The organism is Priestia sp. USM5, from assembly GCF_058323215.1.
Genome location: NZ_JBSGKN010000001.1, coordinates 297,042 through 313,578 on the forward strand (window position 1 = coordinate 297,042; position 16,537 = coordinate 313,578).

Sequence of the window (16,537 nt, forward strand, 5' to 3'; positions counted from 1 at the left end):
TCTTATTTTTTTCATAAATAAAAAAAGTGTATTGAAGGAGTGTATCGTATGAAAATTTCAACAAAAGGACGCTACGGTTTAACGATTATGATTGAGCTTGCGAAGCGCTTTGGAGAAGGTCCTATCTCGCTTAAAACTATTGCTCAAACGCATGATTTATCTGAACATTATTTAGAACAACTTATTTCACCGCTGCGTAACGCTGGGCTTGTAAAAAGCGTGCGCGGAGCTTATGGAGGTTACATCTTGGCACATGAACCTGCTAACATTACTTCTGGCGATATTATTTCCGTTTTAGAAGGTCCTATTAGTCCTGTAGAAGGAATTGAAGATGAAGAGCCTGCAAAACGCGAGCTGTGGATTCGTATTCGAGATGCAGTTAAAGAAGTGCTAGATAGTACAACGCTTGAAGATTTAGCCAATCATTCTGATGATGATCAAGCGTCTTATATGTTTTATATTTAATAATGAGCTAGGAGGCGTTTATTTTGGAACGTATTTATGTTGATCATGCAGCAACGTCTCCAATACATCCAGCAGTCGTTGAGAAAATGACGACTTTTATGCATGAGTACTTTGGAAATCCGTCTAGTATTCATCACTACGGGCGGGAAAGTCGACGCTATTTAGACGAAGCTCGCCAAACGATTGCAGCAAGTATTGGAGCACACGAAAATGAACTGATTTTTACAAGTGGTGGGACAGAAGCAGATAATATGGCACTGATCGGAGTCGCTCTTGCAAACCGCCATAAAGGAAATCATATTATTACCACGCAAATTGAACACCACGCTGTGCTTCATACGTGTGAATATTTAGAAACACAGGGCTTTGAAGTGACTTACCTACCAGTTAATGAGTACGGACAAGTATCTGTGGATGAAATAAAATCAGCCCTAACGGATCAAACAATTCTTGTGTCGGTGATGTTTGGAAATAATGAAGTAGGTGCTATTCAGCCAATTGGAGAAATTGGAGTTCTATTAAAAGAGCATGGAGCATATTTCCACACGGATGCAGTGCAAGCTTATGGATTAATTCCGTTAAATGTGCAACAATTAGGTGTCGATCTTTTATCCGTTTCGGCTCATAAAATTAACGGACCAAAAGGGATGGGCTTTTTATATGCAGCTGCTCACGTTTCACTGTCTCCTTTGCTATTTGGAGGAGAACAAGAGCGCAAACGACGAGCTGGAACTGAGAACATGACAAGTATCGTCGGGTTTGAAGAAGCTGTGAAAATTTCGCAACAAACGCTGCAAACACGTGCAGATGAATATAGAAGATACAAAGAAATAATGGTAGCTGTGTTGAAAGAAGAAGGTATTTCATTTGAAATTAACGGACATCTTGAAAATGCTCTGCCACATGTGTTAAATTTATCATTTCCAAAAACAAATGTTGAATCGATGCTCGTAAATTTAGACTTAGCAGGAATTGCGGCATCGAGCGGTTCAGCTTGCACAGCGGGAGCAATCGATCCTTCTCATGTGCTTGTTGCTATGTTTGGAAAAGGGTCTGAGCGTTTAACAACTTCTATTCGATTTAGCTTTGGCCTAGGAAACTCTGCTGAGCAAATTGAAAAAACCGCACGTCAAACAGCAAACATCGTTAAGCGACTAACGATGTAAATAGCAGCCATCAGTAGGGTCTTCATCCCTCACTGATGGTTTGTGTCGTTTCTTTCGCTTTTTAGCGAACAATTTAATTAAAATGAAGAAAACGGAGGTGGCGAAGTTGACAAAATCACCTAAAGATACACGTGTAGTAGTCGGAATGAGCGGAGGCGTTGATTCATCTGTAGCAGCTCTTTTATTAAAACAACAAGGATACGATGTGATCGGAATCTTTATGAAAAACTGGGACGATACGGATGAAAACGGCGTTTGTACTGCGACTGAAGATTATAACGATGTTATTCGCGTATGTAATCAAATTGGTATTCCCTACTATGCAGTCAACTTTGAGAAACAATATTGGGATAAAGTATTTACCTACTTTTTAGATGAATATAAAGCAGGTCGTACACCGAATCCTGATGTAATGTGTAATAAAGAAATTAAATTCAAAGCCTTTTTGGAGCATGCAATGACGCTAGGAGCAGACTATCTAGCGACAGGACATTATGCACGCGTTGCGTATCGTGACGGGGAGTATAAAATGCTTCGAGGCGTAGATGGAAATAAAGATCAAACGTATTTCTTAAATCAATTAGGACAAGATCAGCTTTCAAAAGTAATGTTCCCAATTGGAGAAATTGAGAAATCAAAAGTGCGTGAATTTGCAAAAGAAGCAGGCCTTGCTACAGCAACGAAAAAAGACAGCACAGGTATTTGCTTTATTGGCGAACGCAACTTCAAGGAATTTTTAAGTCAGTATCTTCCTGCTCAGCCAGGTGTGATGCAAACGCTTGACGGCGAAGTGAAAGGCAAGCATGACGGCCTTATGTACTACACGATTGGTCAACGCCATGGTTTGGGTATCGGAGGCAGCGGCGAACCTTGGTTTGTAGTTGGAAAAGATTTAGAAAAAAACGTTTTATACGTCGATCAAGGCTTTCACAATGAGCTGCTTTATTCTACATCTCTTACAGCAACAAATGTCAGCTGGGTAAGCGACCGTGACTGGTCGTCACCAATGACGTGCACAGCAAAATTCCGCTATCGTCAAACCGATTCAGCAGTAACCGTTGAGAAAGTCGATGATGATACAATTAAAGTTATTTTTGCTGAACCCGTGCGGGCAATTACGCCAGGTCAAGCAGTTGTGTTTTACAAAGATGACGAATGTCTTGGCGGAGCAACTATTGACAAAGTATTTCAAGAAGAAGAGCAAATTTGGTACGTATAATTTATATAAGCAAGAACGAAAAACCTCAGCTGTATATAGCTGAGGTTTTTCTATGATATACTTTACTTATTGGGTAAACTAATAACTTACATATTCTAGATTTTCATGATGTGAAAATCTTTTAAATCATAACTAAAACAGTGGAGTGAACGAAAAAATGACAGATAAAAATCAGCTAGGAATTCAGTATATGCAGGAAGGGAAATTTGAAGAGGCTGCTAAAACATTTTCAGAAGCAATTGAAGATAATCCAAAAGATCCAATTGTGTATGTGAATTTTGGCAATTTGTTAGCGGCTGTTAGTGAGATGGATCGTGCTTTGAAATTTTATGAACGTGCGATTGAATTAGATGAAGAAACGGCAACAGCGTATTACGGAGCAGGAAATATTTATTTTAATGCAGAGCAGCTTGAGCAGGCAAAGCACTACTTTGATTTAGCAATCAAAAAAGGCTTAGATTCATCCGATGCCTACTTTATGCTTGGTTTAACGCTGTTTCATATGGAAGAAATTCGTTTTGCGATGCCTTATCTGCAGCGAGCGGTAGAACTAAACGAACATGATGTAGAAGCAAAATTTCAGTACGGTCTTTGTTTAGCACAGCTCGAAATGGTAGATGAAGCGATTGCTGAATTTCTTAAGGTAGTAAATCAAGAGCCAGAACATGCCGATGCTTTCTATAATTTGGGCGTAGCGTATGCCATGAAAGATGATAAGGACAAAGCAATTGAGATGTTAGATGAAGCTTTAAACGTGCAGCCAGATCACGTAATGGCAGCAAATGCTAAACAAGTTCTGTCTACATTAGAACATTAAGAAAGCGGGTAAAGGAAGGATAACATGAACGAAGAACTAGTGAACCCTTCACAGCCAGAACGTCATTATATAAGCGGCACGTCAATTGTAACGGTTTTTCATAACGAAGAAAACTTATATAACGTTACGCGGATACGGATCAAAAAAACAAATTTAGAGATTGAAGATAAAGAAACGGTCGTTACAGGCTATTTTCCTAAGCTTAATGAAGATGAAGTATACACATTTTACGGGGACTTCAAAGAGCATCCAAAGTTTGGTCTGCAATTTCATGTTGAGCAGTTTAAAAAAGAACTTCCGCAATCAAGGCAAGGGGTTGTTCAGTACCTATCAAGCGATTTATTTCACGGAATCGGTAAAAAAACCGCTGAAAATATTGTGGACGCCCTAGGAGAACGCGCTATTTTTCGTATTTTGCAAAATGAGTCCGTGTTAAAAGAGGTTCCGAGGCTTTCAGCCGACAAGGCAGAGGCTTTAGTAACGCAGCTTCGTGAACATCAAGGGTTAGAAGAAGTAATGGTAAAGCTGACAGACCTCGGGTTTGGACCGCAGCTTTCGATGAAGATTTTCCAAGCGTACAAACAAGAAGCGCTTGAAATTGTTCAAAATAATCCTTATCAGCTCGTAGAAGATATTCAAGGTATTGGTTTTAGCAGGGCCGATGAACTTGGAAAGAGGCTTGGTATGGCAACCAACCATCCTGATCGTTTGCGTGCAGGTATTTTATACGTCATTGAGCAAGAATGTAATCAAATGGGACATGTATACGTCACGGCAGATCAGCTGTATGGAAAAACAGCAGAGCTTCTTCGAAAAAGCAGGCATGAGAATCTGTCTGAAATGGATCTTACAAGAGAAGTGGACGCATTAAAAGCAGACAAAAAGCTTATCATTCAAGACGAAAAAATTTATTTTCCTCCCCTTTTCTATGCTGAAAAAGGGCTGGTTAAAGCTATTCAAAAAATTATGGCCCAAACGCAATACGAAGAGCAGTTTCCAGAATCAGAATTTTTACTAGCTTTAGGTGAACTAGAAGAGCGATTAGACGTGCAATATGCACCGTCTCAGCGCAAGGGCATACAAACTGCTTTAATGTCTCCAATGCTTCTTTTAACAGGTGGACCAGGTACAGGGAAAACAACGGTTATTAAAGGAATAGTCGAACTCTATGCAGAACTTCACGGATGTTCGTTAAATCCAGGGGATTATAAAAAAGATGAAGCTTTTCCTGTTTTACTTGTGGCCCCTACTGGACGCGCTGCTAAACGAATGAGCGAAGCGACCGGACTTCCGGCAGTTACGATTCACAGATTATTAAAATGGAACGGACAAGAAGGATTTGACCATAATGAGGAGAATCCAATTGACGGAAAATTATTGATTGTGGATGAAGTATCGATGGTAGATTTGTGGCTTGCTCATCAGCTGTTTAAGTCTCTTCCTGCTAATTTACAGGTTATTTTAGTTGGAGACGAAGACCAGCTTCCTTCAGTAGGTCCGGGACAGGTGTTAAAAGATTTACTAAGTTCAGAAGTAGTTCCTACCGTCCGTCTGACAGATGTATACCGGCAAGCGGAAGGGTCGTCGATTATTGATTTGGCTCATGAAATAAAAAAAGGAAAGCTTCCGGAAGACTTATCGAGGCAGCAAGGAGATCGTTCCTTTATTCGCTGTCAAGGACAGCACATCACGAATGTCGTGCAACAAGTTTGCGGGAATGCGTTAAAAAAAGGCTATACGGCTAAAGATATTCAAGTTCTAGCTCCTATGTATAAAGGTCCTGCAGGGATTGATAAACTGAATGAAGTTCTTCAGGAATTATTTAACCCGGCTTCTGAGCAAAGAAGAGAGCTTAAGCACGGAGATATTACGTACCGAGTCGGAGATAAAGTGCTGCAGCTTGTAAATCAACCGGATAGCAACGTATTTAACGGAGATATGGGAGAAATCGTCTCAGTTTTCTTTGCCAAAGAAAATACGGAAAAACAGGATATGCTGGTTATTTCATATGAAGGAAACGAAGTAACTTATACAAAGCAAGACTTTAATCAAATAACTCATGCATACTGCTGTTCCATTCATAAATCGCAGGGAAGTGAATTTCCCATTGTTGTGCTTCCAATTGTCAAAAGCTATTACCGAATGCTGCGACGCAATTTACTTTATACCGCCGTTACGCGAAGTAAACAGTTTTTAATTTTATGCGGCGAAGACGAAGCGTTTCAGCTTGGAGTCAGCCGGAATGAAGACAGCATTCGACAAACGAATTTACAGCCCCTGCTTCGAGAAAGCTTGGATAACGACATAGAAGATCCCGAAATTCCATTTATGAAAGATGCAAATATTGGGATGGAAAACGTTACGCCGTATGATTTCATGTAACCTTTCGCATGCTAACAAAGAGTTAAATAAACTCCTTTGTTGCCATCCTTCTTTGCTAATTGTCAGAAAATAAAGTATGGGCGTGAAAAAAAGTGGACATAATGCGTTTATATAAGTAGAACGTATAAAGAGGTGTCGACTTTGTTTAAATGTCCAAACTGTAAAAGTATTGACGTTGGCAAAATTGGTGTAAATCAGTATTACTGCTGGAATTGTTTTATTGAAATGACTATTTCAAAAGGACAAATTAATACTCACCAAGTAGAAGAAGATGGAACATTGAGCTCGCTTGATGATTTGTTCTCAGATGACGAGCGCACAATCAATTTCTAATTCTTTTTTACCGGGAGGAAGAGCAATGGGCAGAATCATTCCGTCAGTAGTCGCTTTCGGTCTTGGAGCTTATGCATTTAAAATGGCAGATGATCGAGAGATGTTTACAAAAAGAAATATGAAAAAAATGCGTAAACGTATGATGAAAGCTATTCACTAATAAAAAAGCACTATTGCACTGAGCTGCAATAGTGCTTTTTTGCAGGCAGAAGATACAACTGCATGTATAAACTCCTTTCTTTATCAAAAAATAGAAGAGAGGAGGAGTTTACGTTGAAAGATAGTTCATTCAAATGGTTCTATAGATTCGGACTGCTGTTATTAGCACTGCTGTGCGTATTAGTCTTTTTTAAAGTCCAGTTTTTATGGCTTCCTGTTATTTACATGTTTTTAAAAGCACTGCTGCCTTTTTTTATTGCAGCATTCATTACATATTTACTTCATCCGCTTATTGAAAAAACGCATGATAAAGGCGTGCCTCGTCCTCTAGCTATTTTACTGATCTACATTATCTTTTTTGGAGGAATCGGGTTCGGAGCCTATAAGTCGTATCCTATTTTTGTGGAACAAGTAAAAGATTTAAATGAACAGCTGCCTCATTTTACGAATACATATAGACATTGGGTAGAATCGATTCATGATCGTACAACTTCACTTCCAAACGGTGTACATGAGAAAATTGAAGGCAGCATTGATGATGTAGAGGCTACGCTCAACGTGTGGCTTACAAAAGTGGCGGAAGGATTAAAATCATTGATTACCTCTTTTTTGATTTTAATCATTATTCCATTTATTGTTTTTTATATGCTGAAGGATTTTTCCTCTATTAAGAAAGCAACAGCTTATGTCACACCTAAAAAGTGGCACAAACCAGGCGAACGTTTTTTATCGGATGTGAATGAATCGCTTGGCAATTATATTAGAGGACAATTTTTTGTTTGTCTCATTATTGGTGTGATTGCCACAGCAGCACTTTGGTTCTTTCATGTACCTTATGCACTTCTTTTAGGCTTTATTATTGGCGTAACGAATATCATTCCGTATTTTGGCCCGATTATTGGTGCGGTTCCAGCAGCTATTATTGCAGCAACTATCTCGATAAAGTTGGTTATTACCATTGTCATTATTATCTTTGTGCTGCAGTTTCTAGAAGGAAATGTGCTGTCTCCGCTTATCGTAGGAAAGAGCCTTCATATTCATCCTTTGTTTATCATGCTTGCGCTCCTTTTAGGAGGAGAGTTTGGAGGAGTATTGGGTCTCATTTTGGCTGTGCCAATTTTAGCAGTCGTTAAAATATCTATTTTGCATATTCGCTCTTATACGCTCAAACATTGACAAAGAGCGGTTAATTTGTCATAATATCGCCATAAGAAAACGCTACATATTTTGAACACAATGATGGATCGAGTACGTTGCACACTGGTTTTTAGAGAAGGGCTTCCTTGGCTGAAAGAAGCGCTAAACAAAGAGCAGCTGAACGCTAGTCCAGAGTGCAGGCTAAAACCTGCCGTGTCAGCAACGTTAACGCTATGAAGGTGATAAATGCTTTTGGCATTTATAATCAGGGTGGTACCGCGAGTTCAACTCTCGTCCCTGCTACAGGGATGAGAGTTTTTTTGTGTGCAAATAACTAGCAATTACTTTTGGACACAGGGAAAATAGATGCTTTTATGTCATCATTTTTTTGTCTATAAATAAGAAGAGTATTAAAGGAGGACCAATCATGAAAAAACTGACGTCAGCACAAGTTCGTCAAATGTATTTAGATTTCTTTAAAGAAAAAGGCCATGATGTAGAACCAAGCGCATCTTTAGTTCCGCATGAAGATCCATCTTTATTATGGATTAACAGTGGAGTAGCTACATTAAAAAAATATTTTGATGGTCGTGTTATTCCTCAAAATCCGCGTATTTGTAACGCACAAAAATCTATTCGTACAAACGATATCGAAAACGTAGGTAAAACGGCTCGCCATCATACGTTTTTTGAAATGCTTGGTAACTTCTCTATCGGTGATTATTTCAAAGAAGAAGCAATCCAATGGGCATGGGAATTCTTAACGAGCGATAAATGGATTGGATTCGACGCAGATAAGCTATCTGTAACAGTTCACCCTGAAGATGAAGAAGCATTTAAGATCTGGAATGAAAAAATGGGCGTGCCTAAAGAGCGTATCATTCGTTTAGAAGGTAACTTTTGGGATATTGGAGAAGGTCCGAGTGGTCCAAATACAGAGATCTTTTATGATCGCGGAGAAGCATATGGAAATGACCTAACTGATCCCGAATTATATCCAGGTGGAGAAAATGAGCGTTATTTAGAAATTTGGAACCTTGTATTTTCTCAGTTTAATCATAATCCTGATAATACGTACACGCCGCTTCCAAAGAAAAATATTGATACAGGAATGGGCTTAGAGCGTATGGTTTCTGTTATTCAAGATGTGCAAACAAACTTTGATACAGATTTGTTTATGCCAATTATTGAAGCAACAGAAAATATTTCAGGCGCTAAATATTGTACAAATGATGAGCAAGATACGGCATTTAAAGTCATTGCTGACCACATTCGTACGGTAACATTTGCTGTAGGTGATGGTGCTCTTCCTTCAAATGAAGGCCGCGGGTATGTGCTGCGTCGTTTGTTACGCCGAGCAGTTCGCTATGCTAAAAAGTTAAACATTAATCGTCCGTTCATGTACGACCTAGTGCCGGTAGTAGGTGAAATCATGGTTGATTTCTATCCGGAAGTAAAGGAAAAAACGGATTTTATCCAGCGCGTAGTCAAAAATGAAGAAGAGCGTTTTCACGAAACGTTAAATGACGGACTAGCTATCTTGGCAACTGTTATTAAAAAAGAAAAAGCGCAAAACAGTGATACGGTACAAGGCGAAGATGTTTTCCGTCTATATGATACGTATGGCTTCCCTGTTGAATTAACGGAAGAATACGCAGAAGATGAGAACATGAAAATCGATCATGCTGGTTTTGAACGTGAAATGGAAGCACAGCGTGAGCGTGCGCGTGCTGCTCGTCAAGATTCTAGTTCTATGCAAGTTCAAGGCGGCGTACTTGGTGAAGTAACGGTTGCAAGTGAGTTTGTGGGCTATGATAAAAATGAAGTAGAAACAGTTGTTGAAGCAATTATTGTAGACGGTGAGCTTGTTGACCGTGCTGAAGCTGGAACAGAAGCGCAAGTCATCTTAAGCCACACGCCATTCTACGCAGAAAGCGGCGGTCAAATTGCGGACCAAGGTACGATCCAAAGTGCTTCAGGAAAAGCGGAAGTAAAAGACGTTCAAAAAGCGCCAAATGGTCAAAATGTCCAAACGGTATCTGTAACAAGCGGTGAGCTTGTAAAAGGTGAAACATACATGGCAACGCTTGATGAAGAAAACCGCAGTGCGATTGTGAAAAACCATACGGCAACGCATTTATTGCATCAAGCATTAAAAGATACGTTAGGAACGCATGTTAATCAAGCGGGTTCTTTAGTAACAGCGGATCGCTTGCGCTTTGACTTCTCTCACTTTGGTCAAGTGACACAAGAAGAGATTGAGAAAATTGAACAAATCGTTAATGAAAAGATTTGGGACAGCATCTCTGTACAAATTGAAAACAAAGCAATTGACGAAGCAAAAGCGATGGGTGCAATGGCGCTATTTGGTGAGAAATACGGAGATATCGTGCGCGTAGTACAAGTAGGCGACTACAGCTTAGAATTATGTGGTGGATGTCACGTACCAAATACATCTGTTATCGGTTTATTTAAAATTGTATCAGAATCTGGAATCGGTGCAGGTACTCGACGTATTGAAGCTGTAACTGGAAAAGCTGCCTATCAGTTAATGAATGATCAAGTAGGTTTACTAAAAGAAGCTGCGGCAAAAGTAAAATCCAACCCGCGCGATTTAGTAGGGCGCGTTGAAGGATTACTAGAAGAAATTCGTAATCTTCAGCGTGAAAATGATTCACTATCTACAAAGCTTGGCAATATTGAAGCTGGCAATCTTGTTGACCGCGTACAAAACATTAATGGTGTAAATGTCCTATCAGCAAAAGTGAATGCAACGGATATGAATAACCTTCGTGCAATGGTTGATGATTTAAAACAAAAATTAGAATCTGCTGTGATCGTATTAGCTTCTCCACAAGGTGAAAAGGTAAATATTATTGCAGGTGTAACAAAAGATTTAATTGCTAAAGGCCATCATGCTGGCAAACTTGTTAAAGAAGTAGCAACGATTTGCGGCGGAGGCGGAGGCGGACGCCCTGACATGGCGCAAGCTGGAGGAAAAGACGCTAGCCAAATTGAAAAAGCACTTGGCGCTGTAGAAGAATGGGTTAAATCCGTTTAATTCTCCTCTTTCTTGGTGTACAATATAAATAAGACTTAGCATAGTGCACAATGTGTTCACAAATTAAGAGAGTGAGGTGGGACCGTGAGTTCATTTGATAAAACCATGCAATTTAATTTTCAAGATGAGCCAGCTGAAACAAACGTACATGAAGTATTGTTTACGGTTTATGACGCACTGCAAGAAAAAGGCTACAACCCGATTAACCAAATCGTTGGGTATTTGTTATCAGGAGACCCTGCTTACATTCCTCGTCATAACGATGCGAGAAACACAATTCGCCAGTTAGAGCGAGACGAGCTCATTGAAGAACTTGTTAAATCTTATTTACAACAGCATCGAAAGGATTCATAAATGCGCGTATTAGGATTAGATGTAGGAACCAAAACAATTGGTGTGGCAGTTAGTGATGAAATGGGATGGACAGCGCAAGGAATTGAAACAATTAAAATTGCAGATGAGCAGATGGAGCAATCATATCCTCGTTTACAGCAGTTAATTGACGAATATTCCGTAGAGAAAATCGTAGTGGGTCTTCCTAAAAATATGAATGGTACGATTGGCCCTCGAGGCGAAGCGTGCATCGAGTTTGCTGACAACGTCAAAGAAAAACTTAACATTGAAACGATGATGTGGGACGAGCGCTTGTCAACGATGGCAGCAGAGCGAGTACTGCTGTCTGCCGACGTAAGCCGCAAGAAACGCAAAAAAGTAATCGATAAAATGGCAGCTGTTATGATTCTTCAAGGATACTTAGACAGCAAGCAATAAGAAAAGCAGCAGGCTTTGCTTAAGCTGACAAGTTATGACTTTCCCTTTTACATATTCTTTTGTACGTAAAAGGGAAGTGAAATAACTGAACAGCTTGCTTTTCGCTGAAGAAAAAGTTAAGCTAAGAGCTTACAATATAAAATGAGGTGCAAACATGAGCGTAGAAGAAAATAAAATTACAATCGTCGATGAGAATGGAAATGAGCAGCTATGCGAAATTTTATTCACATTTGATTCTGATCAATATAACAAATCATATGTAATTTACTATCCAATCGGAGCAGACCAAGATGATGAAGAAGAAATTGAAATTCATGCATCTGCTTTCACACCAAGTGAAGACGGTCAAGACGGCGAGCTTCAACCGATTGAAACAGAAGAAGAGTGGGACATGGTTGAGGAAATGGTTAACACATTCCTTGACGAAGAAGGCGAATAATTATAGTGAAAAAGCTGATGACAATCGTTATCAGCTTTTTTTTACATAGCGGCCGTTCTTTTTAGATATAAAAAGGTTTTTCCTTGCATTCTTAGGGGAGATTGTATGATAATGACGAAAAATGAGATAAATTGTAGTATAATAATTCCTGCGTGTGAGAGTGCATTTTAATAAAAGAATTCATTGTTTGAACGGATGAAACTAGACTTTGGGCAGACAATAACATAAATCATGGAAAAAATTTAGGAGAGGCGATAGTTTAAGGAAGCGATACCATCTCACACCTATAGGAGATACGAATGAATCGCAATCTCATGTATCCTCTCTGTTCATACTTACAAAAAATCAAGAAGAAAAGAGGTGAAACTGGTTGTATCTTCTTTTACAGAAGTAGATTTAACCAGGAAGCTGCTTGTCGCAACAAACATTTTTACCACCTAATCGTTCAAGGAAAAAACGAGTTATTTTTATTACAATTATCGTACTTCTTTTACTTGTTGGCGGTGCATTTTTCTATGCTCAATCCCGCTTAACACCCGTGGATCGAAACAGCAATAAAAAAGTAAATGTGACCATTCCACAAGGTTCTTCCGTTCAATCGATTGGTACGGTATTGAAAAAAGAAGATTTAATTAAAAGTAAAAGTGCCTTTCGCTATTACGTAAAATTAACTCATGTATCTGGATTTCAAGCTGGAACGTATTTATTTTCTCCTTCCATGAGCTTAGGGGAAATGGTTGAAAAAATGGAAAAAGGCGAGGTTTCAAAACAACCTGATATTCGTGTCACCATTCCAGAAGGACGCCAGCTTGTCGAAATTGCTGATATCATTGCTAAAAATACAAAGTTTACAAAAGACGAAGTCATGAAAAAGCTAGACGATAAGGCATTCATCAATAAAATGAAAGAAAAGTATCCAGATTTAGTAACGGATGAAGTGATGCAAAAAGATATTAAGCATCCGCTAGAAGGTTATTTATATCCCGTTACGTATGATTTTTATGATAAAAATGTGTCGTTAGATGAAATATTGGATAAAATGGTAGGGAAAACAAATAATGTATTAGGTCAGTACAGTGGGCAAATGGAAAAGAAAAAATTCAGTGCACATAAATTGTTAACCATGTCTTCTCTAATTGAAGAGGAAGCGACTGCGAAAGTCGACCGAGAAAAAATTGCCAGCGTCTTTTATAATCGCCTTGAAAAAAACATGCCTCTTCAAACGGATCCAACCGTATTATATGCCTTAGGAGAGCATAAAGACCGGGTGTTCTATAAGCATTTAGAAGTGGACTCTCCTTACAATACGTATAAAGTAAAGGGGTTGCCTCCAGGACCAATTGCCAGCTCTGGATTGATGTCAATCAAAGCTGCGTTACATCCAGCCAATACAGATTATTTATACTTCTTGGCTACACCTGAAGGAAAAGTTATTTTTACCAAAACGTTAGAAGAACATAACAAAGAAAAAGCCAAGCATATTACAGGTAAAGAAAAGCAAAATACCGAAAAATAATTGGAAATTTAAAATTGGGGAATCGCGATACTTCGCATTCCCCATCTTTTATGTTAAAATATATCGGGTTTACGTAAAAACGAAAAAAACTTATAATAGACTAGTTGTCTTACTATTTTGCAGTAATGAAACGTTATGAAAACATAATGTAAAATGTACTTCTGAGAACGGAGGAAGTGTTTTGCTTTTACAAAACGTAGAGCAGTATGTGGAAAAGCTTATTCCTAAGCGCCAGGAGCTTATTGAAGAAATGGAAGCTTATGCAGAAGAACATCACGTTCCGATTATGGAATTGATTGGTGTTGAAACGCTATTGCAAATTCTTCGTCTTCATCAGCCAAAACATATATTAGAAATTGGAACAGCGATTGCATATTCGTCTATTCGAATCACCCATACGCTTCCAGAGGCACGAGTGGTTACGGTAGAACGAAATGAAGAGCGTTACCAAAAAGCGCAAGAGTTTATTGAACGGGCGGGAAAACAAGATAAAATTGTGTCGTTGTTTGGAGATGCACTTGAGCTTAGAGATGAAATTGAACGTCATGGTCCTTATGATGCAGTCTTTATCGATGCAGCTAAAGGTCAGTATCAGCGTTTTTTCGAACATTATGAGCCGATGCTATCTTCTAAAGGAATGATTATTTCGGATAACGTACTATTTAAAGGTCACGTAGCGACCGATTTGGCGGAAGTAGAAACACGTCGACGCCGCAGCTTAATTAAAAAAATTCAGGCATACAATACGTGGCTGATGAATCATCCCGATTATTATACAACTATTCTCCCTATTGGAGACGGAATCGCGATTAGTATTAAAAGAGGTGACCAAGAATGAAAAAACCAGAACTATTAGTGACACCAACTGCAGTTTCGGAAATCGAATCATTACTACAAGCTGGAGCAACAGCTATTATGGTTGGTGAACAGCGCTACGGTTTGCGTTTAGCAGGTGAATTCAAACGTGAAGATATCGTAGAAGCTGTAAATATTGCTCATCAGCATGATGCAAAAGTCTACGTAGCGATGAACGGATTATTTCACAATGATAAAATCGCCGAATTAAATGAATATATTTTATTCTTAAAAGAAGCAAGCGTGGATGCGATTGTATTTGGAGATCCGGCTGTATTAATGGCAGTGCGTGAAACAGCTCCAGAAATGAAGATGCACTGGAGTACTGAAACAACGGGAACAAACTGGTATTCATGTAACTACTGGGGCCGCAAAGGAGCTAAGCGTGCAGTTCTTGCTCGTGAGCTAAGCATGGATAGCATCATTGATATCAAAGAAAAAGCCGAAGTAGAAATTGAAGTTCAGGTGCATGGCATGACGTGTATGTTCCAATCGAAACGTTCACTTCTTGGCAACTACTTTGAGTATCAAGGAAAAGTCATGGAAATTGAAAATCGTAAAGTAGAAAAAGATATGTTTTTACTTGATAATGAGCGAAACAATAAGTATCCAATTTTCGAAGATGAAAATGGAACGCACATTATGAGTCCAAATGATATGTGCATTATCGATGAGCTTTCCGAAATGATTGACGCTGAAGTAGATGTATTTAAAATTGACGGCGTATTAAAGTCACCGCAATATATTTTAGAAGTAACAAAAAAATATCGTCAAGCGATTGATTTATGTGTAGATGACCGTGAAGAATACGAAAACGTTAAAGACGATTTGTTAGAAGAAATTGAAAGCTTGCAGCCAATTAACCGCCCGCTAGACACAGGGTTTTTCTTTAAAGAAACGGTATATTAAAAAGCATGCAAAGAAAGATAAACAAAGGAGGTACAAACGATGGCTGTTCAAATCGATACTGTAGTAGAAGGTAAACGAGTTATTACTAAAAAGCCTGAGTTGTTAGCTCCAGCCGGTAACCTTGAAAAATTAAAAGTTGCCGTACACTATGGAGCAGATGCTGTGTTTATCGGAGGAAAAGAGTTTGGCCTTCGTTCAAATGCAGATAACTTTACATTTGAAGAAATGGCAGAAGGTGTTCAGTTTGCAAACAAATACGGCGCACGTATTTATGTTACAACAAACATTTTTGCTCACAATGAAAATATGGACGGACTTGAAGATTATTTAATGGGATTAGAGCGCGCTGGCGTTTCTGGAATCATCGTAGCTGATCCGTTAATTATCGAAACCTGTCGACGCGTTGCACCTAAGCTTGAAGTACACTTAAGTACCCAGCAATCACTTTCAAACTGGAAAGCCGTTCAATTCTGGAAAGAAGAAGGATTAGAACGTGTTGTACTTGCTCGTGAAACGGGTGCTGAAGAAATGCGCGAAATGAAAGAAAAAGTGGATATTGAAATTGAAGCTTTTATTCACGGAGCGATGTGTATTGCTTATTCAGGCCGCTGCGTGCTAAGTAACCACATGACAGCGCGTGATTCAAACCGTGGAGGCTGCTGTCAATCATGCCGTTGGGACTATGATTTATTTAAAGTAGAAGACGGTAAAACGGAAACGCCTTTATTTGATGAGCAAGACGATCCGTTTGCAATGAGTCCAAAAGATCTAAATTTAATTCAATCTATCCCTCAAATGATTGAGCTGGGTATTGATAGCTTGAAAATTGAAGGACGTATGAAGTCGATCCACTATATTGCAACAGTGGTGAGCGTATATCGCAAAGTGATTGACGCATACTGTGCAGATCCTGAGAATTTTGTGATTCAAAAAGAATGGCTTGATGAGCTAGACAAATGTGCGAATCGCGATACGGCTCCCGCCTTTTTTGAAGGGGTTCCTGGAGTGGATGAACAAATGTTTGGCGTACACGGCAAGAAAACAAAATTTGATTTTGCTGGTTTAGTATTGAATTATGATGAAGAAACAAGCATCGTGACATTGCAACAGCGTAACTATTTTAAACCGGGAGAAGAAGTGGAATTTTTTGGTCCGGAAATTAAAAACTTTACGCAAAAAATAGATAAAATTTGGGACGAAGATGGCAATGAACTAGATGCTGCGCGTCATCCGCTGCAAATTGTGAAATTTAAAGTGGACCAACCTCTATTTTCATATAACATGATGCGAAAGGGGATTTAAATATAA

At 39.0% G+C, this 16,537-nt stretch carries 16 protein-coding genes; all 16 read left to right on the top strand.

Features of this window, described 5'->3' with window-relative positions; genetic code table 11:
• The first annotated feature begins 48 nt into the window (after window positions 1–48).
• Window positions 49–465, top strand: coding sequence for a cysteine metabolism transcriptional regulator CymR (gene cymR / locus ACWATA_RS01495; protein WP_013059297.1), 417 nt, complete (start codon window positions 49–51; stop codon window positions 463–465).
• 23 nt (window positions 466–488) lie between these two features.
• Entirely contained in the window at window positions 489–1,631 is a 1,143-nt protein-coding gene (locus ACWATA_RS01500; protein WP_028411684.1) for a cysteine desulfurase family protein, read from the top strand.
• Between the two features lie 106 nt (window positions 1,632–1,737).
• Entirely contained in the window at window positions 1,738–2,850 is a 1,113-nt protein-coding gene (mnmA, locus tag ACWATA_RS01505) for a tRNA 2-thiouridine(34) synthase MnmA (RefSeq protein ID WP_473049551.1), read from the top strand.
• 157 nt (window positions 2,851–3,007) lie between these two features.
• On the top strand, window positions 3,008–3,667 hold the full coding sequence (locus ACWATA_RS01510; protein WP_013085089.1) for a tetratricopeptide repeat protein: 660 nt from the start codon (window positions 3,008–3,010) through the stop codon (window positions 3,665–3,667).
• Between the two features lie 24 nt (window positions 3,668–3,691).
• On the top strand, window positions 3,692–6,049 hold the full coding sequence (recD2, locus tag ACWATA_RS01515; protein ID WP_168761310.1) for an SF1B family DNA helicase RecD2: 2,358 nt from the start codon (window positions 3,692–3,694) through the stop codon (window positions 6,047–6,049).
• 141 nt (window positions 6,050–6,190) lie between these two features.
• On the top strand, window positions 6,191–6,382 hold the full coding sequence (locus tag ACWATA_RS01520) for a YrzR-like zinc ribbon domain (protein WP_013059292.1): 192 nt from the start codon (window positions 6,191–6,193) through the stop codon (window positions 6,380–6,382).
• Window positions 6,383–6,407: 25 nt separating this feature from the next.
• Window positions 6,408–6,542, top strand: a complete 135-nt coding sequence (locus ACWATA_RS01525) for a YrzQ family protein (protein WP_013059291.1) — start codon at window positions 6,408–6,410, stop codon at window positions 6,540–6,542.
• Between the two features lie 113 nt (window positions 6,543–6,655).
• Window positions 6,656–7,717, top strand: a complete 1,062-nt coding sequence (locus ACWATA_RS01530) for an AI-2E family transporter (RefSeq protein WP_028411681.1) — start codon at window positions 6,656–6,658, stop codon at window positions 7,715–7,717.
• 388 nt (window positions 7,718–8,105) lie between these two features.
• On the top strand, window positions 8,106–10,739 hold the full coding sequence (gene alaS / locus ACWATA_RS01535) for an alanine--tRNA ligase (RefSeq protein WP_473049552.1): 2,634 nt from the start codon (window positions 8,106–8,108) through the stop codon (window positions 10,737–10,739).
• A gap of 84 nt (window positions 10,740–10,823) precedes the next feature.
• Window positions 10,824–11,093 (top strand): IreB family regulatory phosphoprotein, encoded by a 270-nt coding sequence (locus tag ACWATA_RS01540; protein WP_013059287.1) that lies wholly within the window; start codon window positions 10,824–10,826, stop codon window positions 11,091–11,093.
• A complete protein-coding gene (ruvX, locus tag ACWATA_RS01545; protein ID WP_013059286.1) occupies window positions 11,094–11,510 on the top strand; it encodes a Holliday junction resolvase RuvX in 417 nt (138 codons plus the stop codon).
• 154 nt (window positions 11,511–11,664) lie between these two features.
• Window positions 11,665–11,949, top strand: a complete 285-nt coding sequence (locus ACWATA_RS01550; protein WP_013059285.1) for a DUF1292 domain-containing protein — start codon at window positions 11,665–11,667, stop codon at window positions 11,947–11,949.
• A gap of 412 nt (window positions 11,950–12,361) precedes the next feature.
• Entirely contained in the window at window positions 12,362–13,465 is a 1,104-nt protein-coding gene (gene mltG, locus ACWATA_RS01555; RefSeq protein WP_028411679.1) for an endolytic transglycosylase MltG, read from the top strand.
• 181 nt (window positions 13,466–13,646) lie between these two features.
• Window positions 13,647–14,303 (top strand): O-methyltransferase, encoded by a 657-nt coding sequence (locus ACWATA_RS01560; protein WP_048019730.1) that lies wholly within the window; start codon window positions 13,647–13,649, stop codon window positions 14,301–14,303.
• On the top strand, window positions 14,300–15,229 hold the full coding sequence (locus ACWATA_RS01565) for a peptidase U32 family protein (protein ID WP_028411677.1): 930 nt from the start codon (window positions 14,300–14,302) through the stop codon (window positions 15,227–15,229). The genes ACWATA_RS01560 and ACWATA_RS01565 overlap by 4 nt, the downstream gene beginning before the upstream one ends.
• A 39-nt stretch (window positions 15,230–15,268) precedes the next feature.
• Complete coding sequence (locus ACWATA_RS01570; RefSeq protein ID WP_028411676.1) at window positions 15,269–16,531, top strand: peptidase U32 family protein; 1,263 nt, start codon at window positions 15,269–15,271, stop codon at window positions 16,529–16,531.
• Window positions 16,532–16,537 lie beyond the last annotated feature (6 nt).

Excerpts from the sequence above, each read along its gene's own strand:
- ACWATA_RS01510 (WP_013085089.1), top strand. The coding sequence starts at position 3,008 with ATGACAGATAAAAATCAGCTAGGAATTCAGTATATGCAGGAAGGGAAA.
- cymR (WP_013059297.1), top strand. The coding sequence starts at position 49 with ATGAAAATTTCAACAAAAGGACGCTACGGTTTAACGATTATGATTGAG.
- recD2 (WP_168761310.1), top strand. The coding sequence starts at position 3,692 with ATGAACGAAGAACTAGTGAACCCTTCACAGCCAGAACGTCATTATATA.
- ACWATA_RS01565 (WP_028411677.1), top strand. The coding sequence starts at position 14,300 with ATGAAAAAACCAGAACTATTAGTGACACCAACTGCAGTTTCGGAAATC.
- ACWATA_RS01550 (WP_013059285.1), top strand. The coding sequence starts at position 11,665 with ATGAGCGTAGAAGAAAATAAAATTACAATCGTCGATGAGAATGGAAAT.
- alaS (WP_473049552.1), top strand. The coding sequence starts at position 8,106 with ATGAAAAAACTGACGTCAGCACAAGTTCGTCAAATGTATTTAGATTTC.
- ACWATA_RS01525 (WP_013059291.1), top strand. The coding sequence starts at position 6,408 with ATGGGCAGAATCATTCCGTCAGTAGTCGCTTTCGGTCTTGGAGCTTAT.
- ACWATA_RS01570 (WP_028411676.1), top strand. The coding sequence starts at position 15,269 with ATGGCTGTTCAAATCGATACTGTAGTAGAAGGTAAACGAGTTATTACT.
- ruvX (WP_013059286.1), top strand. The coding sequence starts at position 11,094 with ATGCGCGTATTAGGATTAGATGTAGGAACCAAAACAATTGGTGTGGCA.